Source organism: Piscinibacter sp. HJYY11 (assembly GCF_016735515.1).
Taxonomy (GTDB): domain Bacteria; phylum Pseudomonadota; class Gammaproteobacteria; order Burkholderiales; family Burkholderiaceae_C; genus Rhizobacter.
The window spans coordinates 383,540-406,685 of record NZ_JAERQZ010000002.1 but is presented as its reverse complement, the minus strand read 5'-3'; the positions used below and the strand labels follow the sequence as shown (position 1 = coordinate 406,685).

Here is a 23,146-nt window from a genome sequence, read left to right as displayed (position 1 = left end):
TGGGGTGGCTGATGGGACTCGAACCCACGACAACCAGAATCACAATCTGGGACTCTACCAACTGAGCTACAGCCACCGCAGAGCCGGCAAGTATAGCGGACCGGCAGCGCCCGAGCTCACTTCGTCGGAGCAGACGCTGCGGCAGGCGTGTGAACTTCAACCTTGAACCGGCTCTTCAGCGCGGCGTAGTACGCCTGGGCTTCGGCACTCGCCCAGGCTTGCGCGTAAGAGCTGGAGGCGCGGGCTGCATCGGCGGTGGACGGGTCACGACCCAGCACCTTGGTGACCTTGGCCACCACATACCCTTCGTCGTCCAGCGACACGCCCTCGACGGCGGGCACCGTCGGGACCTTCAGAACCGCATCGACGACGGGGCGAGGCACGTCCTGCGCCTGGGCACGTGAGACCACCTTCGTCGGCGTGCCCAGGTCGGTGGCCGGCGCCTTCTGAAGCTCCGCCAGTCGGGCCTCGCCTTCCTTGCGCGCCAGGGCCGCAGCCTGCTGCGCCACCACCTTCTCGCGCACGCGGCTCTTGACCTCCGCCAAGGGCGGCGTCGCCGCCGGCTGGTAGTTCACGACACGTGCCGAGACCAGCGTGTTGGGCGCGGTCTCCACCGCTTCGGTGTTGCGCTTGTTGCGCAAGGCCTCCGCGTTGAAGATGGCATCAAGCAACTTCTTGGAGCCCAGGGGGCCTGACGCATCTTGCTGCGGCAAGCGGGTGACGCCCTTGGCCGTGCGCAACTCGAGCTTGAACTTGTCGACGGCCGGCTTGAGGCTGTCGGACTGCTCGTAGACGACGTTGCCGAAGTCGGCTGCCGCCTTGGCGTATTCGGCCTGGGCCAGCTGATTCTTGCGCTGCTGCTCGATGTCGGCGCGCACGCTTTCATAGGGCCGCTTTTCGCCACCACGCGTGGCCTTGAGCTGCAGGATGAAGAAGCCGTCCTTCGTCTCCACGACGGGACTCAGTTCGCCCGGCTTCTTCAGCGCGAACAGCGCGTCTTCGTAGGCCTTCTCGGTGTCGCCTCGGGCAATGAAGAGATCGGCATCGCCGCCGGTCGCAGCGGTCGAGCTGTCTTGCGAATTCTTGCGTGCAACATCGGCGAAGGACGCCGGCGCCTTGGTCAGCTCGGCGAGCAACGCATCGGCTTTGGCGCGCGCTTGCGTCCGCTCAGCCGCCGGCATGGACGACGGCGCCTTGATCAGGATGTGGCTCGCGCGACGCTCTTCGGCAGTGGTGTAGTTCTTCTCGTTTTCGCTGTAGTACTTCTTGAGCTCGTCCTCGGGCACGTTGATGCCCTTCTTGATGGTCTCGAGGTCGAGCACGACGTACTCCACGTCGGCTTTCTCGGGCAGCTGGAATTCGGCAGCGTGCGCCGGGTTCTTGTAATAGGCCTCGAGGTCCGCATCGGTCGGGTTGACCTTGGACAGATAGTCTTTCGTGTCGAAGCGCTGCAGTTGCACCTCGCGCTGCTGGAACAAGGCATCCATCGCAGAAGCCACCGCCGTCGACGGCGCCACGACCGTGTTCACCATGCCGCCCTGCACCTGGCGCATCATCAGCTCTTCGCGCTTGAGCTGGTCGTAGCCCTGCTTGGTGAGGCCTTGTGCGTTCAGTGCCTGCTCGAGGGCCTGCACGTTCAGGCTGCCATCGGGTCGACGGAAGGTGTCGAACTGCCGGTCGGTCATGTACTCGCGCAGCAGGCGATCGTCGGTCGTCACGTAGCCCGCCTTCTCGGCTGCGGCAAGCATGACTTGCTCGCGCACAAGACCGTCGAGCGTGTTGCGCTTCATTTGCGGCGTGTCGAAGAGCGCCACGTCGATGCCTGGCATCTGCTGGCGCAGCATGTCGACCTGGCGACGATGCGCAGCATCGAGCTCGGCCTGTTTGATCTTGCGAGACCCGACGGTCGCGACCGTGGCATTGCCGCCTTCGGTCAGGCCGCTGTAGCCCTGGATGCCAAAGAGCACGAAGGACGGGAAGATCAGCAACACCAGCACGAACTGCAGGATGCGAGTGTGCTTGCGGACGAATTCAAACATCGGTGACCTCGATCAATGGATCGCAGAGCAGGAGCGCAATGGGGCTCCAGACGCAACAAAGGCGAACCTGAGTTCGCCTTTGCCGGGTGGACGCCGTGAATCTTATCTGACGGTGGCTGGTCACCTTGGGGCCAGCTCTACGACTTGGTGGGTGCTGAGGGGCTCGAACCCCCGACCTACGCCTTGTAAGGGCGCCGCTCTACCAACTGAGCTAAGCACCCGCAGAATTCTCAATCAGTTGACCGCATCCTTCAGGGCCTTGCCCGGGCGGAACTTCGGCACCTTGGCAGCCTTGATCTTGATGGTCGCGCCGGTGCGGGGGTTGCGGCCGGAGCGTGCAGCGCGCTTGCTCACGCTGAAAGTGCCAAAGCCCACCAGCGAGACGCTGTTGTTCTTCTTGAGCGTTGATTTCACACCGCCGATCAGGGCCTCCAGCGCGCGAGTGGCAGCAGCTTTGGAGATGTCAGCCTGTTTGGCAATGTGTTCAATCAATTCGGATTTGTTCACGAAGGTACCCCCTCAAAAAAGGTGTCTCGAAAGAATCTGGGTGGATGGTTCGGGCCGCGTGTTTGGTGGCTCAACGGCTCAAACGATTACAGCCGCAGGCACCCCCAGTGTCAAGCGCGGAAGCGGATTCTATGCGTAATCAACTGCATCGCCGGAGGGCCTCGCCGCGTGCTTCCACGCTTGACAAGCGAAGGGGTGCCGCCTACTTCGACACCTCGTGTGCGCATCACGCCTCGGGCTTTCCCTCGGTGCGCGCGACGAGCCACACACCGAGTGCAGTGAGTGCCATTCCGACCAGCATGAGCAACGTCAATGCTTCTTTGAAAAGCAACCAAGCCATCACTGCGGTGGTGGGCGGCACGAGATACAGAAGGCTCGTCACCTGCGTTGCCGCGCCTCGCTGGATCAAGAGATAGAGCAGCGAACTTCCGCCAAGGGTCAACCCCAGGACCGACCATGCGAGAGCACCAACGAAGTGCGGATGCAACACGATGGGCTCGGTCTCGAGGAGTGCAAGCGGAAGACTCACGGCGAGCGCCGCCAGCAGCTGCACCATGTTCGCAGTCCGCACATCGCACGGTGCGACGAATCGTTTCTGATAGAGCGTGCCGGCCGTGATGGCCATCAATGCCAGCACCGCAAGCGACAGGTTCAGCGCCGACAACTCGCCCGCTCCGAGCTTGCGCCACACCACGAGCAAGAGGCCCAGCAAGCCCAGCAGCAAGCCTACCCACTGCCGCCATGAAACGGCAGTGCCCTCGCCATGCGACTGCGAGCGGCTCAACCAGAGCGCCGTCAGGACCGGCTGCAAGCCGACGAGCAGGGCGATGGTGCCGGCACCCATGCCGGCCTTCACTGCGGCCCACACCCCACCGAGATAGCCAGCGTGCATCAGCACACCTGTTACGAAGAGGTGCCCCCACTGCTTCGCACCCTGTGGCCAGGCCGCGCGCGACAGCACGATCCAGATGCCGAAGCACAGCACCGACAACGCATAGCGCCAACTGAGGAAGGTGAGCGGCGGCGCGTGTGGCATGCCATAGCGCGCGACGATGAAGCCCGTGCTCCAGATCAGCACGAACACCGCGGGCATGACACGCAGCAGCGCGTCGCGTTGAAGGCTCGTCACGGACTGCGGAACGGCGTCAGCGGACCTTGGCGCGGATTTCCGGCAGAGCCTTCTGCAGGTAATACACCATCGACCAGATGGTGAGCACCGCCGCGGCGTAGATGAGCCAGGTGCCCCAGGCCTGCGTGTCGATCACGCCGAACAGGGACCCGTGGTACAGCAGGAACGGGATCGCGACCATCTGCACCGTCGTCTTGAGCTTGCCGAGCATGTGCACCGCCACGCTGCGCGACGCGCCGATCTGCGCCATCCACTCGCGCAAGGCCGAGATCGCGATCTCGCGGCCGATGATCACCAGGGCGACCAGCGACTCCAGTCGGCCGAGCTGCACCAGGATCAGAAGCGAGGCGCAGACCAGGAACTTGTCGGCCACCGGGTCGAGGAAGGCACCGAAGGAAGACGTCTGGTTGAGCTTGCGTGCGAGGTAGCCATCAGCCCAGTCGGTCAGGGCCACCACCACGAAGAGGACCGTGGCCACCAGGTTCTTGGTGCCCGCGGTGAGATCGAGGTAGAAGATCCCGACGATCAGCGGGATCGCGACGATGCGCGCCCAGGTCAGCAGGGTGGGCAGATTGAAGAACATGCGGGGATTGTGCCGAACTTCTCGGCTTCGCCCGCGCGTTCTTCAGATTGGAGGTTATTGCGCGTCGAGCGTGCGTGGCTTGAAGCGCCTGTCGTCGTTGAAGAGGAAGGCCTCGGCGAACTTCCAGGGCTTGGGCAACTTCGAGACATCGCCGAAGGGCGCGGCGCGCTTCACCGCATCGATCGCCATCTGCGTGGTCTCCTGCGCCTGGCTCGGGCGGCGCATCACATCGATGTTCTTGACGCTGCCATCGGCATTCAGCTCGATCTCGAGCACCGGGATCGCAAGCAGCATCTGCTGCGGCTTGCCGGTGTAGGTGCCCGTCGGGTTGGCGGCGACCATGCGCTTGGCCGCCTGCAGCTTGTACTCGTTCCAGTTGCGCGACAGGGCCGGAGGCGGCAGCTTCACGCCGCCCGACACTGCGGGCGCCGGTGCCGGCGCGGGCGCTGCAGGCGCGGCGGCCTTGCTGGGCGCGGAGGGTGCCGGTGCCGACGGTGCACTCGGACTGCTTCCGCACCCTGCGAGGCCCACGGCAATCATCAGGCTGCCGACGACGGCCCAGCTGGCAGAGCTGCGGGATGGCGTGAGGTCAATGCAACGCACGATAGATTTCCTCTGCGAGTTCTTTGGAGATCCCATCCACGCTGGCGAGGTCTTCGACACTGGCGTGGCCAACGCCACGAGCCCCCCCGAAGCGCTGCAAAAGTTTCGCACGTTTCTTCGGGCCGACGCCCGGGATTTCCTCGAGAACACTGGCTCCGGTGCGCACACTGGCACGCTTTGCACGCATGCCGGTGATGGCGAACCGGTGGGCTTCGTCGCGGATCTGCGCCACGAGCATCAGGGCCGCGGAATCGGCCCCGAGGTAGACCTTGCTGCGGCCGTCGGCGAAGACCAGCTCTTCGAGGCCGACCTTGCGGCCCTCGCCCTTCTCCACGCCGACGATGAGCGAGATGTCCAGCCCCAGCTCCTCGAAGACCTCGCGCGCCATGCTGACCTGCCCACGCCCGCCGTCGACCAGCACCAGGTCAGGCAGCCGCCCTTCACCTGCCTGCGCCGCTGCCGCCAGCTTGCTGTAGCGCCGCGTGAGCACCTGCCGCATCGCGGCGTAGTCGTCACCGCCGGTGATGCCTTCGATGTTGTAGCGGCGGTATTGCGAGCTCTGCATCTTGTGGCCTTCGAACACCACGCATGACGCCTGCGTCGACTCGCCCGCGGTGTGGCTGATGTCGAAACACTCGATTCGGAAGGTGTCGAGGTTGTCGGGTGCAAGGTCCAGCGCCTCCACCAGCGCCCGTGTGCGGGCCTGCTGGGAGCCTTCTTCCGACAGCAGCCGCGCCAGCTTGATTTCGGCGCCCTGGATGCACATGTCGAGCCAGGCCCGGCGCTGCTCGCGCGGCTGATGCTGGGCGGTGACCTTTGTGCCGCTGTGCACCGACAGGGCCTCGATCAGCGCCTTGTCGACCGCATGGCTCAGCACGAGCAGGGGCGGCACGCTGCTTTCGAGATAGTGCTGTGCGATGAAGGCTTCCAGCACCTGCACTTCGGGCGAGCTGCGCGCCTCGCCGTCCTCCAGTTCCATCTCGGTCGCGTCGTCGACATGCGTCGGGAAATACGGGCGGTCGCCCAGGTGGCGTCCGCCTCGCACCATCGCGAGGTTCACGCAGGCGCGACCGCCCTGCACCTTCACGGCCAGGATGTCGGCATCCTTCGTCGTCGCGCCGGTGTTGTCTTCCACCGACTGCTGGTGCAGCACCTTGGACAAGGCGCCGATCTGGTCGCGGATCTCGGCCGCCTTCTCGAAGGCCAGCGCTTCCGAGTGAGCCATCATCTGCGATTGCAGCGCGTCCATCACCTCCTGCTGCTCGCCAAGCAGGAAGCGCTCGGCATTCGCCACGTCGCGCGCGTAATCCTCGGGGCCGATGTAGTTCACGCAGGGGCCGGAGCAGCGCTTGATCTGGTACAGCAGGCAGGGCCGTGTGCGGTTGTTGAAGACCGTGTCTTCGCAGGTGCGCAGGCGGAACACCTTCTGCAGCAGCTGGATCGATTCCTTCACCGCCCACGCGCTCGGGTACGGACCGAAATAGCGGTGCTTGCGATCGACCGAACCCCGGTAGTACGCCATGCGCGGAAATTTGTGCGACACGATCTTGAGGTACGGGTAGCTCTTGTCGTCGCGGAAGAGGATGTTGTAGCGCGGGTCGAGCGACTTGATGAGGTTGTTCTCGAGCAGCAGCGCCTCGGCCTCCGAGCGCACGACCGTCGTCTCCATGCGCGCGATCTTGCTGACCATGTGGCCGATGCGCGTGCCGCCGTGGTTCTTCTGGAAGTAGCTCGAGACGCGCTTCTTCAGGTCGCGCGCCTTGCCTACATACAGCACTGCTTCGCTCGCGTCGTAGTAGCGGTAGACACCAGGCAGGCCGGGCAAGGCGGCCACCTCGGCCAGCAGCCGCTCGCGCACTGCGTCTTGCGCAGGACCCTGCTCGGGTTGATCGGGGAACTCTGTCTCGCTCATCAGACGACGATTGTGCCGCCTCGATAATCGGCCGATGCAGTGGGATGTGTTCTGTCAGGTGATCGACAACTACGGCGACATCGGCGTGTGCTGGCGCCTGTCGGCCGACCTCGCGTCGCGTGGCCACGCGGTGCGCCTGTGGATCGACGACCCCGCCGCATTCGCCTGGATGGCGCCCGAAGGCGCGACGGGCGTCACGGTGCTGCCCTGGCAGGCCAGCCTCGAGGAGGCGCAGCCTGGCGATGTCGTCATCGAAGCCTTCGGCTGCACCGTGCCCGACGCTTTCGTTGCACGCATGGCCGCAGCGACGCGGCCGCCACGCTGGATCAACCTCGAATATCTCAGCGCCGAGTCCTACGTCGAGCGCAGCCACCGACTGCCTTCGCCGCAGTGGCAAGGGCCCGGCAAAGGCTTGACCAAATGGTTCTTCTACCCCGGCTTCACTCCGGCCACCGGTGGCTTGCTGCGTGAGCCCGATCTGATAGCCGCGCACGCCCATTTCAACCGCGAGGCCTGGTTGGCGGCGCACGGCATCACGCCCCACGAGGGTGAGCGCCTGGTGAGCCTGTTCTCATACGAGAACCCCGCCTTCGAATCACTGCTCGCCTCCCTCGGGAAGGCGCCCACCCTGCTGCTGCTCGCGGCCGGCCGTACTGCGCCGTCGCGCCTTCCCGCTCAGGTGCGGTGTCAGACCCTGCCCTACCTCCGCCAGCCCGACTACGACCGGCTCCTCTGGAGCTGCGACCTCAACTTCGTGCGCGGCGAAGACTCCTTCGTGCGCGCCCAGTGGGCCGGAAAGCCCTTCGTGTGGCACATCTACCCGCAGGCAGATGGTGCCCATGCCGCAAAGCTCGATGCCTTTCTCGACAGGTTCCCGCACGTGCCCGGATTGCGCGCGCTCTGGCACGCATGGAACGGCCTCGGCCCCTGGCCCTTGCAAACCCCGGAGCCCTCGTCCGCAGACTGGACGACCCCATGTCGGTACTGGCGTGAACAGTTGCTGGCGCAGCCGGACTTGACCACGCAGCTGGTGGGTTTCGCCACGGAAGCAGGCTAAAATCCGCCGTTTTGCGCGTCCTGACAGGTCGTTCCGTTCGGCGCGCGCACCCCCTGCTACGCACACGGAAACCCCCACGGGAATCGCTATGAAGATCGCTCAAGAAATTCGCGCCGGCAACGTCATCATGCACGGCAAGGACCCGATGGTCGTCCTCAAGACCGAATACAGCCGCGGTGGCCGCAATGCCGCCACCGTGCGCATGAAGCTCAAGAGCCTGCTCAACAACTCGGGCACCGAAGTCGTCTTCAAGGCCGACGACAAGATGGACCAAATCATTCTCGAGAAGAAGGAGTGCACCTACTCCTACTTCGCCGACCCGATGTACGCCTTCATGGATGCCGAGTACAACCAGTTCGAGGTCGAGGCCGAGAACATGGGCGACGCGATCCAGTACCTGGAAGAGCAGATGCCGGTCGAAGTGGTGTTCTATGAAGGCAAGGCCATCTCGGTCGAACTGCCGACCAGCCTGGTGCGCGAAGTGACCTACACCGAGCCGGCCGTCAAGGGCGACACCTCGGGCAAGGTGATGAAGCCGGCCAAGCTGGCCACGGGCTTCGAGATCGCGGTGCCGCTCTTTGTGGAAACCGGCGACAAGATCGAAATCGACACCCGTACGCACGAGTACCGCAAGCGCGTCTGAGGCCTCTCGGCCAGAGACGAAGGCGGGCCCGCTTTGCGGGCCCTTCTCTTTTGTGGGCATCATTTGCGGATGGCATTCGACTTCGCGAGCGTCAGCGCCCCGTTCCGCATGCAGCCCGGCCTGCGCCGGCTGCCCCCCGGTGCGACACAGCTGACCCCCAATGCGCCGGGTCACCGGGCGCTGCGCGAAAAACTCGCGGTGCTCGGCGCCTACGCCGGCCAGGCTTTGCTCTGCGCGCCAGGTTTCGATCCATCTCCCGCGCTGCAGGCCCTCAGCGAGCATGCCGCCGCCGAGCATCCAGAGGCTTGGTCCTCCCTCGGTGCCGGCCACGGTCATGCCAGGTGGCTGGGCTGGTCGGTGCGTGAAGGCCAGTTCGAGCCACACGCCAACGCACAAGCCGACATCGGCCCGTGCCTGCATGCGCTGCCTCCGCCTTGGCGGCTGCCCGCACTGCTGAGCCTGGCGTTTGCCGAAGACTTCGCCGTCATCGATGGCCGCACCGCCCACATCCCCTGGCTGGCGGTGTGCCTTCCATCCGGCTGGGCGCCGGAAGAGAAGGTCGGGCGCCACTTCGCCGAGGTCCATGCCCCGGTGGCCGACAACCAGCGGCTGGTGACGGCCAGCGATCACCTGGCGCGGCTGGTGACCGGTGACGAGCGCTGGTCCCGTGACGTGTGGAGCATCACCCGGCACCCGCGCCTGCATGCCCACCCGGCGCGATTGGACCCGGCCCCCTGGCCCGCGACCGCCGACGCCCGGACACTGGCCGAGCGCGCCTTCTTCCGCACCGAGCACCAGACCTTCATTCCCCTGCCTGGACTGCAGCAGGCGGTGTTCACCATCCATGTGACCCTCACGCCGCTCACCCAAGCGCTGGCCAGCGCCGCCCAGGCGCAGCAGTTGCACGATGCGCTCGCAAGCATGAGCGACGCGGTGCTGGCCTACCGCAGCCTCACCGATGCCCGCGGCCGCCTGCTCGAGTGGCTGCAGGCCCGCGCCGCCGGATGAACACCCGGCCCATCACCGCGGCCACGCTGGCCTATACCGACGACGGCGTGCCGTACTCGGCGCACTACCAGGACATCTACCACCCGCGCGCCGGTGCCTTCGTGCAGGCACGTTATGTGTTCCTCGGCGGCAATGAGCTGCCAGCGCGCTGGCAGGGCCGCTCGCGCTTCGTCGTGCTGGAAACCGGCTTCGGCCTCGGCAACAACTTCCTCGCCACCTGGCAGGCATGGCGCGACGACCCGGCCCGATGCGAGCGGCTGGTGTTCATCTCGGTCGAGCAGCACCCTCTCACCGCCGACGACATGCGGCGCGCCCACGCACAATCGCCTGCGCCAACGCTGGCCGCCACGCTGGTCGATGCCTGGCCCTCTCTCACGCACAACCTGCACACGCTCGAGTTCGAGGCAGGTCGCGTGCGCCTGCTGCTTGCCCTCGGCGACGTGCGCAGCTGGCTGCCCGAACTGGTGGCCGACGTCGATGCCTTCTACCTCGACGGCTTCGCACCGGCACGCAACGCGGAGATGTGGGACGCCCACATCGCCAAGGCGCTCGCGCGCCTCGCCGCACCGGGTGCGACCTTGGCCACCTGGACCTCGGCCAGCGCGGTCCGTGAGGGCTTGCGCTCGGCAGGTTTCGATGTGCGCGAAGCGCGTGGCACCGGCGGCAAGCGCGACATCACCCTCGCCCGCTACGCGCCCTCATTCGTGCCGCGCAGGCCGCCTTCCCGAACATCGAGACACGCCACACCTCAGCATGCGCTCATCGTGGGCGCGGGCCTGGCCGGCAGTGCCACGGCCCTGGCACTGGCCCAGGAAGGATGGAGCAGCACCGTCTACGACCGGCGCGACACGCCCGCGAGCGAGACATCCGGCAACCCGGCCGGCCTCTTCCACGGCATCGTGAACGCCCAGGACGGCACCCACGCCCGATTCAACCGTGCCGCGGCGCTGATGGCACGTAGGGCCATCCGCCGCGTCCTGGAAGACCCGTCTGTCGCCGGCGCCATCAATGGCTTGCTGCGCCTGGACGAGGCGCAGCCCGCAGCCCTGCAAGACGTCATCACGCGACTCGGCTTGCCGGCGGACTATGTCCAGGCCGTGTCGCCCGCCGAAGCCAGCGCCTTGAGCGGAGTCACGCTGCGTCAGGCCGCATGGTTCTACCCGGGCGGCGGCTGGGTCGACCCCGCGGCAACGGCCCGCGCCTGGCTGGCGCAAGCCTCACCGCTGGCGCGGTTCCAAGGTGGCGTGACCGTCTCACGCCTCAAGCGGCACGGCGACAGCTGGCAATTGCTCGATGCAGAGGGCCGTGTGCTCGACGAAGCCGAGAGCGTGGTGCTGGCCAATGCGGCCGAAGCGATGCGCCTGCTCGACGCGCACGACTGGCCCATCGGCATCGTGCGCGGCCAGATCAGCCACTTCCAACGCGATCTCGTACCGCACCTCGTGCTCCCTCGCCTGCCGTTGGCCGGATCAGGCTATGTGCTTCCAGAGGTCAACGGGCTGGCGCTCTTCGGCGCCACGTCCCAGCCCGGCGACCGCGAGCCCGATGTTCGCCCCGCCGACCACGCGGCCAACCTCGCGGTCCTGCGGGATCTGACCGGGGTTGAGCTTGGGGATTTGCCTATTGAAACGGTGCATGGCCGGGTCGGCTGGCGAACGGCGGCACAAGACCGCCTGCCGGTGGTGGGCGCCGTGCCCGCGCCCGCCGATCAACAGGGGCGGCTCGACCAGCCGCGCTTCGTGCATTGCCTGCCGGGCCTGTTTGTCTTCACCGCATTGGGCTCGCGTGGCATCACGTGGTCCACGCTCGGAGCGCGCACGGTGGCGTCATGGATCGCCGGTGCGCCTGCACCGATCGAAGCCAGCCTCGTGGACGCCATCGCCCCCGCTCGCTTCATCAGCCGCAGCGCTCGCCGGCCGCGGGTCGGATAACGGGTGTCAGCCCTGGCTGGGCGGCGCCGCCACGTCCTGCGCCGGCGGCGCGTCTTCCGGCTCACTCGGAGCGGGCTCAACGCCGGCCTTGCGGTCGGCCTTTTCCTTCAGCTTCTCTTCCTTCTTTTTCTTCTTGGCCAGCTCGCGCTGGCGCTTTTCGAATGAGTAGTTGGGTTTTGCCATGCGCCATCCTTCCTGTGGGTGCACCTGGTGCGATACGCGCGAGGGTACGCGCTTTTCGGCGGCCGCTGGAAGAGAGCGCTCAGAAAGTGAGTGTCTTCACGCCCTGCGGCGTGCCCAACAGGCACACGCTGGCCTTGTGGCGCGCGAAGATGCCAACCGTCACCACGCCGGGCCATTGACTGACCTCGGCTTCCATTCCGGCCGGGTCGGTGATCGAGAGGCCGCGCACGTCGAGGATGTGGCAGCCGTTGTCGGTCACGACGCCAGCCCGCAGCACCGCGTCGCCGCCGTGCTTCTTGAAACGCCGGGCGATCTGCGTCGCGGCCATCGGGATCACCTCGACCGGCAGCGGGAATTTGCCGAGCGTATCGACGAGTTTCGACTCATCGGCAATACAAATGAATCGCTCGGCGAGGTCGGCCACGATCTTTTCGCGCGTGAGCGCAGCACCGCCCCCCTTCACCATGTTTCCGCGGTGGTCGATCTCGTCGGCACCGTCGATGTAGACCGGCAGGCGCTCGACGGTGTTGCTGTCGAGCACGCGGATGCCGTGCGCCCGCAGCCGCTCGCTGCTCTTCTCGCTGCTGGAGACGGCGCCCGCGATGCGGTCCTTGATGCCGGCGAGCGCGTCGATGAAGCAGTTGACGGTCGAGCCGGTGCCCACGCCGACGATGCTGCCCGGCACCACGTAGTCGAGCGCCGCTTGCCCGACGAGGGCCTTGAGTTCATCCTGAGTCATGGTGCGTGGGGTGTTTGAAAGACAATCGCCCGATTATCCAAGACGCTGCTCGCCAGTCGTACCGGCATGCCCCTCGTTCCCTACGCGCTCACCCGCCCTTTTCTCTTTGGCCTCGACCCCGAACAGGCCCACGACCTCACGCTCGGCGCCCTCGCGCGCATCCAGCACACGCCGCTGATCTGTGCGGTGTCGCAGGCGCGGGTCGACGACCCGGTGACGATCGCCGGCATCCGCTTTCCCAACCGCATCGGCCTCGCGGCCGGGCTCGACAAGAACGGCCGTTGCATCGACGCTTTCGGCGCGATGGGCTTCGGCTGCGTCGAGGTGGGCACGGTCACGCCGAAGGCGCAAGCAGGCAACCCGAAGCCGCGCATGTTCCGCCTGACCGAAGCCAACGCGCTCATCAACCGCCTGGGCTTCAACAACGAAGGCTTGAGCGTCTTCATCGAGAACGTGAAGCGCAGCCGCTTCCGCCAGCAAGGCGGCGTGCTGGGCCTGAACATCGGCAAGAACGCTGCCACGCCCATCGAGCGCGCGGTCGACGACTACCTGATCGGCCTCGACGGCGTGTACCCGCATGCCGACTACGTGACGGTCAACATCTCGTCGCCCAACACGAAGAACTTGCGCGAGCTGCAAAGCGACGAAGCGCTCGACGCGCTGCTGGCGGCCTTGCAACAGCGCCGCCTGGAGCTCGCCGCGCAGCACGGCCGCAAGGTGCCGATGTTCGTGAAGATCGCACCCGACCTCGACGACGCGCAGGTTCAGGTGATCGCCGCCACCATCCGCAAGAACGGCATCGACGGCGTGATCGCCACCAACACCACCATCGCGCGCGACAAGGTGAAGCACCTGCACCATGGCGAAGAGACCGGCGGCCTCTCGGGCGCGCCGGTGTTCGAGGCCAGCAACCGCGTGATCTCGCTCCTGCGCGCCGCACTCGGCCGCGAGGTGCCGATCATCGGCGCGGGCGGCGTGATGAGCGGCGACGATGCTCGCGCGAAGATCGCCGCCGGAGCCGACCTCGTCCAGCTCTACACCGGCTTCATCTACAAGGGCCCGGCCCTCGTGCCCGAAGCCGCGAACGCCATCAAAAAAGGCCGCTGAGCGCGGCCTTTTCATCGGGCAGCAAGCCGCTCAATGCAGCGGCACGCCGGTCTTGCTCTGCAGCTCTTCGCGCGTCACGCCAGGGGCCATCTCCACGACCTTCAGGCCTTGCGGCGTCACGTCCATCACCGCGAGGTCGGTGATGATGCGGTTGACCACGCCCACGCCCGTCAGCGGCAGCGTGCACTTGGGCAGGATCTTGAGGTCGGTGGTGCCATCCTTCTTCTTGGCCACGTGCTCCATCACGACCAGCACGCGCGGCACACCCCCCACCAGGTCCATCGCGCCGCCCATGCCCTTGACCATCTTGCCGGGGATCATCCAGTTGGCGAGGTCGCCCTTTTCGCTGACCTGCATCGCGCCGAGGATGGCGAGGTTGATCTTGCCGCCGCGAATCATCGCGAAGCTGTCGTGCGAGCCGAAGATGCTGGTGCCGGGGATGGTCGTCACGGTCTGCTTGCCGGCGTTGATGAGGTCGGCGTCGACCTCGTCTTCGGTCGGGAAGGGGCCGATGCCGAGCATGCCGTTTTCACTTTGCAGCCACACCTCGATGTTGGCCGGCACGTGGTTGGCCACCAGCGTGGGAATGCCGATGCCGAGGTTGACGTAGAAGCCATCCTTCAGCTCGGAAGCGGCCTTCGCGGCCATTTCGTCTTGGGTCCAGGGCATGTCGATCTCCTTAAGCGGCCGGACGGGTGAGGCGCTTTTCGATGCGCTTCTCGGGCGTGGCGTTCAGCACGATGCGGTGCACGTAGATGCCCGGCAGGTGGACGGCATCGGGGTCGATCTCGCCGGTCTCCACGATCTTTTCCACCTCGACGATGGTGATCTTGCCGGCCATCGCGCACGCCGGGTTGAAGTTGCGCGCGGTGCGGCGGAACACGAGGTTGCCGCTCTTGTCGGCGGTGTGCGCCTTGACGAGCGCGACGTCGGGCACGAGCGCCTTTTCCATCACGTAGAGCTGGCCGTCGAACTCGCGGGTTTCCTTGCCTTCGGCGACGATGGTGCCCACCCCGGTGCGGGTGAAGAAGGCCGGGATGCCGGCGCCACCGGCGCGCAGCTTCTCGGCCAGCGTGCCCTGCGGCGTGAATTCGAGCTCGAGTTCACCGGCCAGGTACTGGCGCTCGAACTCCTTGTTCTCGCCGACGTAGCTCGAGATCATCTTCTTGATCTGGCGCGTCTCGAGCAGCTGGCCGAGGCCGAAGCCATCGACGCCGGCGTTGTTGGAAATGGCGGTGAGGTTCTTCACCCCGCTGTCGCGCAAGGCCGCGATCAGCGCCTCGGGAATGCCACACAGGCCGAAGCCGCCCACGGCGAGCAGTTGCCCGTCCTTCACGACGCCTTTCAGTGCCTCCGCGGCACTCGCGTAAACCTTGTTCATCACGCCTCCAGCAAGGAATATTTGCAGCGCGCAAGCGTACTACGTAACGCATTACGTAGTCGTTACGTAGAATTCACTAACCACATACCCGGCCTCCCTTTTTTCTTGCCTACTCCTTCCTTGCCTTCACCTTCTTCGACCTCCGCTGACATGGCGCTCACCCCCGACGACTACCGCACCGCTTTCGAGCACGCGCCGGTGGGCCTGGTGCTGTCGCGCAATCGCCTGATGCTCGACTGCAACCAGCAGCTGCTGGAGATGTTCGGCGCGAGCAAGGAGCAGGTGATCGGGCAGTCGTTCGAGATCCTCTACCCCACGCACGACGAGTTCGAGCGCACCGGCCAGCGCATCGTGGCCAGCCTCGATGCCAGCGGCTGGTATGCCGACGAACGGGTGATGAAGCGCGTCGACGGCCCGCACCGCGGGCAGCTCTTCTGGTGCCACGTGTCGGGCCGCGCGCTTGACCCGAAGCAACCGCACGCGGCGGGCGTGTGGTCGTTCGAAGACCTCTCGTCGCGCCGGCAACTGAAGGCAGAGCTCACCGCACGTGAACGCGAGATCGCCGCGCTGCTGATCGACGGCCTGACCAGCAAGCTGATCGGCAAGCGGCTGGGCATCAGCCCCCGCACCGTCGACGTCTATCGCGCCCGGCTGATGCGCAAGTACGCCGCCAGCACCACGCCCGACCTGGTGCACAAGCTGCTGAGCGCCTGAGCGCTCAGCTCGCTGCCGTCGCAGGCGGCAGCGTCACCTGCAGGACGAAGGTGGAGCCCTTGCCCGTCTCGCTGTGGGCCTGCAGCGTGCCGCCCATCGCCGCCACGATCTGCCGGCTGATGGCCAGCCCGAGGCCCACGCCCTGCCCCAGCCGCATGCCGGCGCGGCCCTGCGAATACGGCTCGAAGATCTGCGCCAGCTCCTCGGCCGTCATGCCGGGGCCGCTGTCGGTCACGGCCACCTCGAAAAGCGGGGGCTGCTCTTCATCGGGCCCGCCCACCCAGCGGCCGACCACCGAGACGGTGCCCTTGTCGGTGAACTTCACCGCGTTCTGCAGCAGGTTGGTCACCACCTGCTGAAGCCGCGGCGCGTCGACCACCACGGTCTGGTCGCCGGCTTCGCATCGAGACTCGAAGACCAGCCCTTTCTGCCGTGCGGCGAGTTCGCCCGGTGCCGTCATCCGTGTCCACAGCACCGACAGGCTCAAGGGCTCGGGTTGCAGTTGCACCGGCTTGGCCAGCGTCTGCTCGTAGGCCAGCGTCGTCTCCAGCACCTGGCTCAAGCCGCGCATGGACTCGGCCATCGCATCGAGCAGCCGCTCCTGGAAGGCCGGATCGCGCTGCGTCTTCGCCATCTCGGCGCCACTCGCCACGGCACCGAGCGTGCCGCGCAGCTCATGCGAGAGGTACGCCAGGAAGCGACCGCGCGTGGCCACCGCCTCTTCGGCCAGACGCCGCCCGCGCGCCTCGATCGCACGGGCCTCTGCCATGCCACGGCGGCTGCGCCACAGCAGCCCCATGCCGATCAGCAAGGCCAGCAGCACCGGCCCACCCCATGCGAGCAGCTTCGCCCACGGCACGCCGGGCTGCACCGTCACCACCAGCCACCGCTGCGCGATGGCTGCGGCCTCGGCCTCGCTCACCGCATCGAGCCCCTTGCGCAGGATCTGCGTGAGCTCGGGCTGGTCACGCCGCACGCCGAAATAGAGCTCGCTGTCGCCGCCTGACACCGTGCCGGTGATGCGCAGGTTGCCGCCGAAGCGCCGCTCGAGCAGTTCGTTCACCACCTTCACGTTGCCCAGCGCCACATCGGCCGCCCCTTCGGCCACCGCCGAGAGCACCTGGTCCTGGCGGTCGAGCTCGACGAGGTGGACGCCGGGGTGCCGCGCCCGCAACTCGGGGATGAGGAAGTGCTGCCGAAGCAGCGCCACCTTGCGCACACCGAACTCGCGCGTGTCGGTGATGAGCGAGGTGTCGTCGTCGCGCATCACGATGGCGGTCGGCACGCGCGCGAACGGGCCGACGAATTCATAGTCCGCCCGGCGCAGCGGCGTGCGCACCAGGCCGACGATCACGTCCAGCTCACCCGCCGCCCCACGCGCATAGACATCGGCGAACGACGAGCCCACTTCGCGCTGGATCGCGAGGCCGGTCTTGCGCGCCACGAGGCGCAGGTAGTCGATGCCCATGCCTTGCGGGTCGTTGAGATCGCCCTGGCTCGTGATCGGCGAGAAGCTCGCATCGAAGCCCACGCGGATGTTGCCGTGCCGGCCCACCCATTCCAGCTCGGCCGGCGTGAGCTGCGCCGCCTCACCGGAGACGGCGCGGAGCGCCCCTGCGGGCAGCCAGCGCGCGGCCAGCAGCGAGCGGTCGGCGGCGGTGACGGAATCGACGGCATGCGACAGCACCGCGCGCAGTTCCTTCGCGTCGCGCCGCACCGTCGGCCCGATCGGCACCGGCCCCGGCCCGAGGTTGCGGCGCACGGCCAGGTTCGCCAGCAGCAGCTTTTCGACGTGGTAGACCACCACCTGCTGATAGCCGACGAAGAGATCCGCCGAGCCTGACGCGACGGCGCGCAGCGCCTGCTCCGGCGTGGCGAAGCGCAGCACCTGCGCCTGCGGAAAGCGGGCGGCCATCAGCGTCGCGGCGGGCGTCTCCTCCACCACCGCCACGCGGTACTGGCCGAAGTTGTCGGTGGCCGAGATGTCGGGCAGGTCGCGCCGCGCCACCAGCACCTGGTTGCCGGCGAACACCGGCAGCGTGTGGAGCACGGCGCTGTCCTCGCGGCGAGGCGGCGCATACGGCAGCATGTCGACCTGGCCTTCCCGCAGCGCCCGCACGGCGGCCTCGTTGCTGTCGTAGCGCTTGAACTCGAGCCGCATGCCCACCCGCTCGGCCCAGAGGGCGATGGTCTCGATGATGAAGCCGTGCGGTTGCCCCGGCTCCGGCGGCGCGAAGTAGTACGGCGGGTATTCGCGCCCCACGCCGAGGCGCAGCACCGGGTGGCTGCGCACCCAGGCCTGCTCGTCGGACGACAACTCGACCATCGGCACCTGCGCGAAGGCACCCATGCACAGCAGCAGCATCGCAACGCCGGCCCAGGCGCGCCAGAGGCGCTTCTGCTCGGGAATCTCGATGCGCATCGCGCCCTCCCAGGCTGTCGCTTTAAGTCTTGCTCACACCCAATTCTGAATACAAACGATCGACAAGGGCGCGCAGCTCGGCCAGCTCGTTCTGCATGGCGGCCTGCTGTGACTTGAGCGCAGCAAGCTCGCTGGTGGCCACGAAGTCATCTGATGGCGGCGCAACCGGCATCGCCGAAACATCGACGGCACCACACAGCAGGTGCGTCCAGCGTGGCTCGCGCGCACCGGGCGCGCGCGGCAGCTTGAGCGCGAGCGGGCCGCCCTTTTCTTCGTTGCGCGCGGCCAGCTCTTCGAGAAACGCTTCCACCGACGACACATCGGCAAAGCGGTGCAGCCGGTCGCAGTTGGCGCGCAATTCGGAGCTCGTCTGCGGGCCCCGCAGCGCGAGCACCGCCAGCAGCGCCACGCTCTGCGACGGCAGGCCCATCGCCCGGCCCATGTTGTGCTCGTACCGCGCGACGCGCGAGCCGCTCGACTCGAACACCAGGTGCAGCAGCTTCAGCGAATCGATGGCGCCCTGCACTTCCGACTCGGTGGCGTTCATCACCGGGTCGCGCGCGGTCTTCTGGTTGCAGCCGAGCGTGAGCGAATTGAGCGACAGCGGGTAGCTGTCGGGCACGGTGTGCGCCTTCTCGATGAGCACGCCGAGCACGCGCGCTTCAAGAAGCGACAGCGGTCTCATCAGATCGCGAATCCGTCGTCAGCTTGAATGACAGCGCCGTTCACGAAGTGGCTCTCGTTCGAGCACAGCATCGTCAGCACCACGTCCAGGTCCTGCGGCGCACCGATGCGCTTGCGCGGCATCATGTTGATGAGCTTCTGGCCCTGCTCGGTATTCCAGTGGTGGTGGTTGATCTCGGTGTCGATGTAGCCGGGGCAGATCGCGTTCACGTTGATGCCGTAGCGCCCCCACTCGAGCGCCATCGCACGCGTCATGTGGATCACCGCGGCCTTGCTCATGCAGTACACGCCGATCTGGCCCAGAGCCTTCAGGCCGGCCATCGAGGCGATGTTGACGATGCGCCCGCCGGTGAAGGTGCCCGGCGCCGCGCCCTTGGCGCGCGCCAGCATGCGCTTGCCCACCTCCTGCGCCACGAAGAAGGCACCCTTGGTGTTGGTGTCCATCACGTAGTCGTAGTCCTCGGGCGTCACGTCGGTGAGCTTCTGCGTGGTGCTCACGCCGGAGTTGTTGACCAGGATGTCGATCGCGCCGGTCTCGGTCTCGGCGTGGGCGACGGCGGCCTTGATGCTGTCGGGGTCGGTCACGTCGAGGCGCACCACGTGCGCGTCGCCGCCGGCCGCTTCGATCTCGGCGCGCAAGGTCTTGAGACGTTCCACCCTGCGGCCCGCCAGCACGACGGCTGCGCCGGCCGTGGCGAGCGTCTTCGCGAATTGAGTGCCAAGTCCACTCGACGCGCCGGTGACCAGTGCCACGCGGCCGGACAGGTCGATCGTGTAGGCCATGTACTTCTCCTCTGTGATGTCGTACTGCAATGGATGGCGATGAAGATAGCACGCGGCCTGCAGTGCAGGCTTCATCACCAACTGGCTTGAACTTAGAAGCGAACGATCGTTCTTTTCGACCGATCGGCCAATTAGAATGCGCGGCGATTGTTCATCCAAGGAGACTGCATGACCCCCGCCGAAATACTTGCCCAGTACGGTCCCCGCGAGGCCATGGAATACGACGTGGTCATCGTTGGCGGCGGCCCGGCAGGCTTGTCGGCAGCGATCCGCCTCAAGCAGCTGGCCGAGAAGGCTGGCAAGGACATCTCGGTGGTCGTGCTCGAAAAGGGTTCGGAGCCCGGTGCGCACATCCTGAGCGGCGCCGTGATGGACCCGATCGCGATGAACGAGCTCTTCCCGAACTGGAAGGAGCTCGGCGCTCCGCTCAACCAGCCCGTCACCAAGGACGAAGCGCTCTTCCTGTCGGAGACCGGCGTGATGAGCACGCCGGCCTTCCTGATGCCCGACAACTTCCACAACGACGGCAACTACGTCATCAGCCTCGGCAACGTGGTGCGCTGGCTCGCGCAGCAGGCCGAAGCACTGGGCGTGGAGATCTTCCCCGGCTTCGCGGCCGCCGAAGTGCTCTACAACGAAGACGGCTCGGTCAAGGGCATCGCGACCGGCAACATGGGCATCAACAAGCAGGGGGAGCCCTCCGACAACTTCCAGCTCGGCATGGAACTGCACGGCAAGTACACCCTGTTCGCCGAAGGCTCGCGTGGCCACCTCGGCAAGCAGCTGATCGCCAAGTACAAGCTCGATGACGGCCGTGACCCGCAGGGCTACGCCATCGGCGTGAAGGAGATGTGGGAGGTCGACCCGAAGCAGCATCAGCCGGGCCTGGTGATCCACGCCGCAGGCTGGCCCTTGAAGAGCGACACCTACGGCGGCGGCTTCCTGTACCACATGGAAGACAACAAGGTGGTGCTCGGCTTCATCACCGGCCTCAATTACGAGAACCCGTGGCTGAGCCCCTTCGAGGAGATGCAGCGCTGGAAGACGCACCCCGCGATCCGCAAGCACATCGAAGGCGGCAAGCGCCTGAGCTACGGCGCGCGCGCCATCACCGCGGGCGGCCTGTTGAGCCTGCCCAAGACGGTGTTCCCGGGTGGTGCGCTGATCGGCTGCGATGCCGGCTTCCTCAACGGCCCGCGCATCAAGGGCAGCCACGCCGCCATGAAGACCGGCATGCTGGCCGCCGAGGCCGCGTTCGAAGCCGTGACCGCCGGCCGCCAGGCCGATGAGCTCGCGGCCTATCCCAAGGCTTTCGAAGCCAGCTGGCTTTACAAGGAACTGCACCAGGCTCGCAACTGGAAGGCGTGGTTCAAGTGGGGCCTGTGGGGCGGCACCATCGGCACCGGCATCGAGTACTGGCTGCTGCCGAAACTCGGCATCAAGTCGCCGCCGTGGACGATGCACCGCGACAAGCCCGACCACGCCTACCTGAAGCCGGCCGACCAGTGCCCGAAGATCGAGTACCCGAAGCCCGACGGCAAGCTCACCTTCGACCGCCTGAGCTCGGTGTTCATCTCCAACACCAACCACGAAGAGCACCAGCCGGCACACCTGACGCTGAAGGACAAGTCGGTGCCGGTGAACATCAACCTCGCCAAGTACGCCGGCCCCGAGAGCCGCTACTGCCCGGCCGGCGTGTACGAGTTCGTGCCCGACGAGGCCAACGCCGGCAAGGAGCGCCTGCAGATCAACGCGCAGAACTGCGTGCACTGCAAGACCTGCGACATCAAGGACCCGACGCAGAACATCGTCTGGGTCACGCCCGAAGGCGGCGGCGGCCCGAATTATTCGGGCATGTGATCGACCGGGGGAGCTACACTCCCCGTCGTCAGGAGAGAGCTTCCCCGTGAAGCCGCCGAAGGCGCAGGGCCCTGCTCGAACGCTCAGGCAAAAGGACTGACAAAACGCTCCGGAAACGGGGCGTTCCTCGCTGGAGAGAGGCCCACCCCGAGTGGGCCCACCGAAGGGGCAAGCGGGTGCTGCGTGAGCGGCCCTCGCCAATCTCTCAGGTAAAGCGGACAGTGAGGGCATTGCAAGCGTTTTTCACCCCGGTGGAGAACACTTGTTTTTCAACAATGCCCTCGGAGACTGCCATGTCCGCAAATGCCGTTGCTGCTGTCGCCCCCGCCGCCCTGCTCAAGACACCGCTGCACGCCCTGCACCTGGAGCTGGGCGCCAAGATGGTGCCCTTTGCCGGCTACGAGATGCCGGTCAACTACCCCGGCGGCATCATTGCCGAGCACAAGCAGTGCCGCGAATCGGCGGCGCTCTTCGATGTCTCGCACATGGGCCAGCTGCGCCTCGTCGGCGACGACGCGGCCAAGGCGCTCGAAACGCTGGTGCCGGTCGACGTGGTCGACCTGCCGGTGGGCAAGCAGCGCTACGCGCTCTTCACCAACCCCAGCGGCGGCATCCTCGACGACCTGATGATCACGCGCCGCGAAGGCGACCTCTTCGTCGTGGTCAACGCCGCCTGCAAGGCCGCCGACACCCGCCACCTCATCACCCACATCGGCCACCGCTGCACCGTGCAACCGCTGCCCGACCGTGCGCTTCTCGCGCTGCAGGGGCCGAAGGCGGTCGACGCACTGCGCAAGCTCAATCCAGACGTCGCCAGGCTCACCTTCATGACCGGCATGTCGGCCCATATCGCCGGCGCCGACTGCTTTGTCACCCGCTCCGGCTACACCGGCGAAGATGGCTTCGAGATCTCGGTGCCCGCCGATCACGCCGTTGCCCTGGCGCGCGCCCTGCTTGCATTGCCGGAAGTGAAACCGGCCGGCCTCGGTGCACGCGACACCTTGCGCCTCGAAGCGGGCCTGTGCCTCTACGGCCATGACATCAACGAGACTACGACCCCGGTCGAAGCCGGCCTCACCTGGGCGATCCAGAAGGTGCGCCGCCCCGGCGGTGCGCGCGCTGGCGGCTACCCTGGGGCCAGCGTCATCGAATCGCAACTCGCGAGCGGTGCCCCGATCAAGCGCGCCGGCCTGCTCGGCCTGGAGCGTGTGCCCGTACGCGAAGGCGCCGTCATCGTCGACGCCAAGGGCCACAAGCTCGGCCATGTGACCAGCGGCACGCTGTCACCCACCGTCAACCAGCCGATTGCCATGGCCTACCTCGCCGCCAACCATGCGCTTGCGCACCACGAGGTGTATGCCGAGGTGCGCGGCAAGCGCCAGCCAATGCGCGTCGCGCCGATGCCCTTCACGCCGCACCGTTATCACCGCGGCTGAAACCCGATTCAACACATCCCAAACAGGAGCCTTTCCATGACGACCATGTACACCGCCGACCACGAGTGGATCAACATCGAGGACCATGAGGCCGCCACCGTCGGCATCACGCTGCATGCGCAGGATGCTCTGGGTGACGTGGTCTTCGTCGATTTGCCCGAAGTGGGCCGCACGTTCAAGAAGGGCGAGGTGTCGGGTGTCGTCGAGTCGGTGAAGGCGGCTGCCGACATTTACATGCCCGTCAGCGGCGAGATCGTGGAGGTGAACGAAGCCCTGCGCGCCGACCCGTCGCTCGCCAACAGCGACCCGCTGGGCAACGGCTGGTTCTTCAAGGTCAAGGTGAGCGACATGGCCGAGTTTGAAGGTCTCCTCGACGCGCCCGCCTACGACGCGCTCGTGAAGAACGCCTGATTTCCCCGCTTCCC

Annotated in this window: 22 protein-coding genes, 2 tRNA genes and 2 riboswitches; of the genes, 9 read left to right on the top strand and 15 right to left on the bottom strand. The window is 66.5% G+C overall.

Annotated elements, in window-relative coordinates:
* The 8 genes from JI745_RS25475 to uvrC form a co-directional block, all read right to left on the bottom strand.
* Positions 1-76, bottom strand: a tRNA-His gene (locus JI745_RS25475).
* Between the two features lie 40 nt (positions 77-116).
* Positions 117-2,039 carry a SurA N-terminal domain-containing protein gene (locus JI745_RS25470; protein WP_201813319.1) on the bottom strand — a complete coding sequence of 641 codons (1,923 nt, stop codon included), beginning with the start codon at positions 2,037-2,039 and terminating at the stop codon, positions 117-119.
* A gap of 145 nt (positions 2,040-2,184) precedes the next feature.
* Positions 2,185-2,260, bottom strand: a tRNA-Val gene (locus tag JI745_RS25465).
* Positions 2,261-2,273: 13 nt separating this feature from the next.
* Positions 2,274-2,546 (bottom strand): HU family DNA-binding protein, encoded by a 273-nt coding sequence (locus tag JI745_RS25460; RefSeq protein WP_201813318.1) that lies wholly within the window; start codon positions 2,544-2,546, stop codon positions 2,274-2,276.
* Positions 2,547-2,772: 226 nt separating this feature from the next.
* Complete coding sequence (locus JI745_RS25455) at positions 2,773-3,639, bottom strand: DMT family transporter (protein WP_201813481.1); 867 nt, start codon at positions 3,637-3,639, stop codon at positions 2,773-2,775.
* 52 nt (positions 3,640-3,691) lie between these two features.
* Complete coding sequence (gene pgsA / locus JI745_RS25450) at positions 3,692-4,258, bottom strand: CDP-diacylglycerol--glycerol-3-phosphate 3-phosphatidyltransferase (RefSeq protein WP_201813317.1); 567 nt, start codon at positions 4,256-4,258, stop codon at positions 3,692-3,694.
* Positions 4,259-4,312: 54 nt separating this feature from the next.
* Complete coding sequence (locus JI745_RS25445; protein ID WP_310738771.1) at positions 4,313-4,861, bottom strand: hypothetical protein; 549 nt, start codon at positions 4,859-4,861, stop codon at positions 4,313-4,315.
* Entirely contained in the window at positions 4,848-6,773 is a 1,926-nt protein-coding gene (gene uvrC / locus JI745_RS25440; RefSeq protein WP_201813316.1) for an excinuclease ABC subunit UvrC, read from the bottom strand. Before uvrC ends, JI745_RS25445 begins: the two co-directional genes overlap by 14 nt.
* A 34-nt stretch (positions 6,774-6,807) precedes the next feature.
* On the opposite strand from uvrC, the gene earP reads away from it, so the two are divergent.
* From earP to mnmC, 4 genes are all read left to right on the top strand, one after another.
* Positions 6,808-7,830: an elongation factor P maturation arginine rhamnosyltransferase EarP gene (gene earP / locus JI745_RS25435; RefSeq protein WP_201813315.1), complete on the top strand. Its 1,023-nt coding sequence runs from the start codon at positions 6,808-6,810 to the stop codon at positions 7,828-7,830.
* 88 nt (positions 7,831-7,918) lie between these two features.
* Positions 7,919-8,473: an elongation factor P gene (efp, locus tag JI745_RS25430; RefSeq protein ID WP_201813314.1), complete on the top strand. Its 555-nt coding sequence runs from the start codon at positions 7,919-7,921 to the stop codon at positions 8,471-8,473.
* Positions 8,474-8,542: 69 nt separating this feature from the next.
* Positions 8,543-9,481: a heme-dependent oxidative N-demethylase subunit alpha family protein gene (locus JI745_RS25425; protein WP_201813313.1), complete on the top strand. Its 939-nt coding sequence runs from the start codon at positions 8,543-8,545 to the stop codon at positions 9,479-9,481.
* On the top strand, positions 9,478-11,412 hold the full coding sequence (gene mnmC / locus JI745_RS25420; protein WP_201813312.1) for a bifunctional tRNA (5-methylaminomethyl-2-thiouridine)(34)-methyltransferase MnmD/FAD-dependent 5-carboxymethylaminomethyl-2-thiouridine(34) oxidoreductase MnmC: 1,935 nt from the start codon (positions 9,478-9,480) through the stop codon (positions 11,410-11,412). Before JI745_RS25425 ends, mnmC begins: the two co-directional genes overlap by 4 nt.
* 6 nt (positions 11,413-11,418) lie before the next feature.
* Here mnmC and JI745_RS25415 read toward each other — a convergent pair whose 3' ends face one another.
* Both JI745_RS25415 and rpiA read right to left on the bottom strand, forming a co-directional pair.
* Positions 11,419-11,595, bottom strand: coding sequence for a hypothetical protein (locus JI745_RS25415; protein WP_201813311.1), 177 nt, complete (start codon positions 11,593-11,595; stop codon positions 11,419-11,421).
* Positions 11,596-11,674: 79 nt separating this feature from the next.
* The gene (gene rpiA, locus JI745_RS25410) at positions 11,675-12,334 is read right to left on the bottom strand and encodes a ribose-5-phosphate isomerase RpiA (RefSeq protein ID WP_201813310.1); all 660 of its coding nucleotides are present in this window, start codon (positions 12,332-12,334) and stop codon (positions 11,675-11,677) included.
* A gap of 66 nt (positions 12,335-12,400) precedes the next feature.
* On the opposite strand from rpiA, the gene JI745_RS25405 reads away from it, so the two are divergent.
* Complete coding sequence (locus tag JI745_RS25405; protein ID WP_201813309.1) at positions 12,401-13,441, top strand: quinone-dependent dihydroorotate dehydrogenase; 1,041 nt, start codon at positions 12,401-12,403, stop codon at positions 13,439-13,441.
* 30 nt (positions 13,442-13,471) lie between these two features.
* On the opposite strand, the gene JI745_RS25400 is transcribed toward JI745_RS25405, so the two are convergent.
* Both JI745_RS25400 and JI745_RS25395 read right to left on the bottom strand, forming a co-directional pair.
* Complete coding sequence (locus JI745_RS25400; RefSeq protein WP_201813308.1) at positions 13,472-14,110, bottom strand: 3-oxoacid CoA-transferase subunit B; 639 nt, start codon at positions 14,108-14,110, stop codon at positions 13,472-13,474.
* Positions 14,111-14,120: 10 nt separating this feature from the next.
* Positions 14,121-14,822: a CoA transferase subunit A gene (locus tag JI745_RS25395; protein WP_201813307.1), complete on the bottom strand. Its 702-nt coding sequence runs from the start codon at positions 14,820-14,822 to the stop codon at positions 14,121-14,123.
* Positions 14,823-14,972: 150 nt separating this feature from the next.
* Between JI745_RS25395 and JI745_RS25390 the strand changes: the two genes are divergently transcribed.
* Entirely contained in the window at positions 14,973-15,536 is a 564-nt protein-coding gene (locus tag JI745_RS25390; protein ID WP_201813306.1) for a LuxR C-terminal-related transcriptional regulator, read from the top strand.
* A gap of 4 nt (positions 15,537-15,540) precedes the next feature.
* On the opposite strand, the gene JI745_RS25385 is transcribed toward JI745_RS25390, so the two are convergent.
* Genes JI745_RS25385 through JI745_RS25375 form a run of 3 tightly spaced genes read right to left on the bottom strand, consistent with a single transcriptional unit; the run spans position 15,541 to position 19,425 of the window.
* A complete protein-coding gene (locus JI745_RS25385) occupies positions 15,541-17,958 on the bottom strand; it encodes a transporter substrate-binding domain-containing protein (protein ID WP_201813305.1) in 2,418 nt (805 codons plus the stop codon).
* A gap of 22 nt (positions 17,959-17,980) precedes the next feature.
* The gene (locus JI745_RS25380; RefSeq protein WP_201813304.1) at positions 17,981-18,643 is read right to left on the bottom strand and encodes a YceH family protein; all 663 of its coding nucleotides are present in this window, start codon (positions 18,641-18,643) and stop codon (positions 17,981-17,983) included.
* A complete protein-coding gene (locus JI745_RS25375) occupies positions 18,643-19,425 on the bottom strand; it encodes an SDR family oxidoreductase (protein ID WP_201813303.1) in 783 nt (260 codons plus the stop codon). The genes JI745_RS25380 and JI745_RS25375 overlap by 1 nt, the downstream gene beginning before the upstream one ends.
* Positions 19,426-19,593: 168 nt before the next feature.
* Here JI745_RS25375 and JI745_RS25370 point away from each other — a divergent pair, with 168 nt between their 5' ends.
* The 3 genes from JI745_RS25370 (at position 19,594) to gcvH (ending at position 23,132) form a co-directional block, all read left to right on the top strand.
* Entirely contained in the window at positions 19,594-21,285 is a 1,692-nt protein-coding gene (locus JI745_RS25370) for an electron transfer flavoprotein-ubiquinone oxidoreductase (protein ID WP_201813302.1), read from the top strand.
* Positions 21,286-21,304: 19 nt separating this feature from the next.
* A riboswitch (glycine riboswitch) is annotated at positions 21,305-21,394 on the top strand.
* A gap of 11 nt (positions 21,395-21,405) precedes the next feature.
* Positions 21,406-21,517: riboswitch (glycine riboswitch) on the top strand.
* Positions 21,518-21,578: 61 nt separating this feature from the next.
* Entirely contained in the window at positions 21,579-22,721 is a 1,143-nt protein-coding gene (gene gcvT / locus JI745_RS25365) for a glycine cleavage system aminomethyltransferase GcvT (RefSeq protein WP_201813301.1), read from the top strand.
* A 36-nt stretch (positions 22,722-22,757) separates the two neighbouring features.
* Positions 22,758-23,132 (top strand): glycine cleavage system protein GcvH, encoded by a 375-nt coding sequence (gene gcvH / locus JI745_RS25360; protein ID WP_201813300.1) that lies wholly within the window; start codon positions 22,758-22,760, stop codon positions 23,130-23,132.
* Positions 23,133-23,146: the final 14 nt, after the last annotated feature.

Coding starts and splice junctions, on each gene's coding strand:
- JI745_RS25470 (WP_201813319.1), bottom strand. CDS start 2,039: ATGTTTGAATTCGTCCGCAAGCACACTCGCATCCTGCAGTTCGTGCTG.
- JI745_RS25455 (WP_201813481.1), bottom strand. CDS start 3,639: ATGCCCGCGGTGTTCGTGCTGATCTGGAGCACGGGCTTCATCGTCGCG.
- pgsA (WP_201813317.1), bottom strand. CDS start 4,258: ATGTTCTTCAATCTGCCCACCCTGCTGACCTGGGCGCGCATCGTCGCG.
- uvrC (WP_201813316.1), bottom strand. CDS start 6,773: ATGAGCGAGACAGAGTTCCCCGATCAACCCGAGCAGGGTCCTGCGCAA.
- earP (WP_201813315.1), top strand. CDS start 6,808: ATGCAGTGGGATGTGTTCTGTCAGGTGATCGACAACTACGGCGACATC.
- efp (WP_201813314.1), top strand. CDS start 7,919: ATGAAGATCGCTCAAGAAATTCGCGCCGGCAACGTCATCATGCACGGC.
- JI745_RS25425 (WP_201813313.1), top strand. CDS start 8,543: ATGGCATTCGACTTCGCGAGCGTCAGCGCCCCGTTCCGCATGCAGCCC.
- mnmC (WP_201813312.1), top strand. CDS start 9,478: ATGAACACCCGGCCCATCACCGCGGCCACGCTGGCCTATACCGACGAC.
- JI745_RS25415 (WP_201813311.1), bottom strand. CDS start 11,595: ATGGCAAAACCCAACTACTCATTCGAAAAGCGCCAGCGCGAGCTGGCC.
- rpiA (WP_201813310.1), bottom strand. CDS start 12,334: ATGACTCAGGATGAACTCAAGGCCCTCGTCGGGCAAGCGGCGCTCGAC.
- JI745_RS25405 (WP_201813309.1), top strand. CDS start 12,401: ATGCCCCTCGTTCCCTACGCGCTCACCCGCCCTTTTCTCTTTGGCCTC.
- JI745_RS25400 (WP_201813308.1), bottom strand. CDS start 14,110: ATGCCCTGGACCCAAGACGAAATGGCCGCGAAGGCCGCTTCCGAGCTG.
- JI745_RS25395 (WP_201813307.1), bottom strand. CDS start 14,822: ATGAACAAGGTTTACGCGAGTGCCGCGGAGGCACTGAAAGGCGTCGTG.
- JI745_RS25390 (WP_201813306.1), top strand. CDS start 14,973: ATGGCGCTCACCCCCGACGACTACCGCACCGCTTTCGAGCACGCGCCG.
- JI745_RS25385 (WP_201813305.1), bottom strand. CDS start 17,958: ATGCGCATCGAGATTCCCGAGCAGAAGCGCCTCTGGCGCGCCTGGGCC.
- JI745_RS25380 (WP_201813304.1), bottom strand. CDS start 18,643: ATGAGACCGCTGTCGCTTCTTGAAGCGCGCGTGCTCGGCGTGCTCATC.
- JI745_RS25375 (WP_201813303.1), bottom strand. CDS start 19,425: ATGGCCTACACGATCGACCTGTCCGGCCGCGTGGCACTGGTCACCGGC.
- JI745_RS25370 (WP_201813302.1), top strand. CDS start 19,594: ATGACCCCCGCCGAAATACTTGCCCAGTACGGTCCCCGCGAGGCCATG.
- gcvT (WP_201813301.1), top strand. CDS start 21,579: ATGTCCGCAAATGCCGTTGCTGCTGTCGCCCCCGCCGCCCTGCTCAAG.
- gcvH (WP_201813300.1), top strand. CDS start 22,758: ATGACGACCATGTACACCGCCGACCACGAGTGGATCAACATCGAGGAC.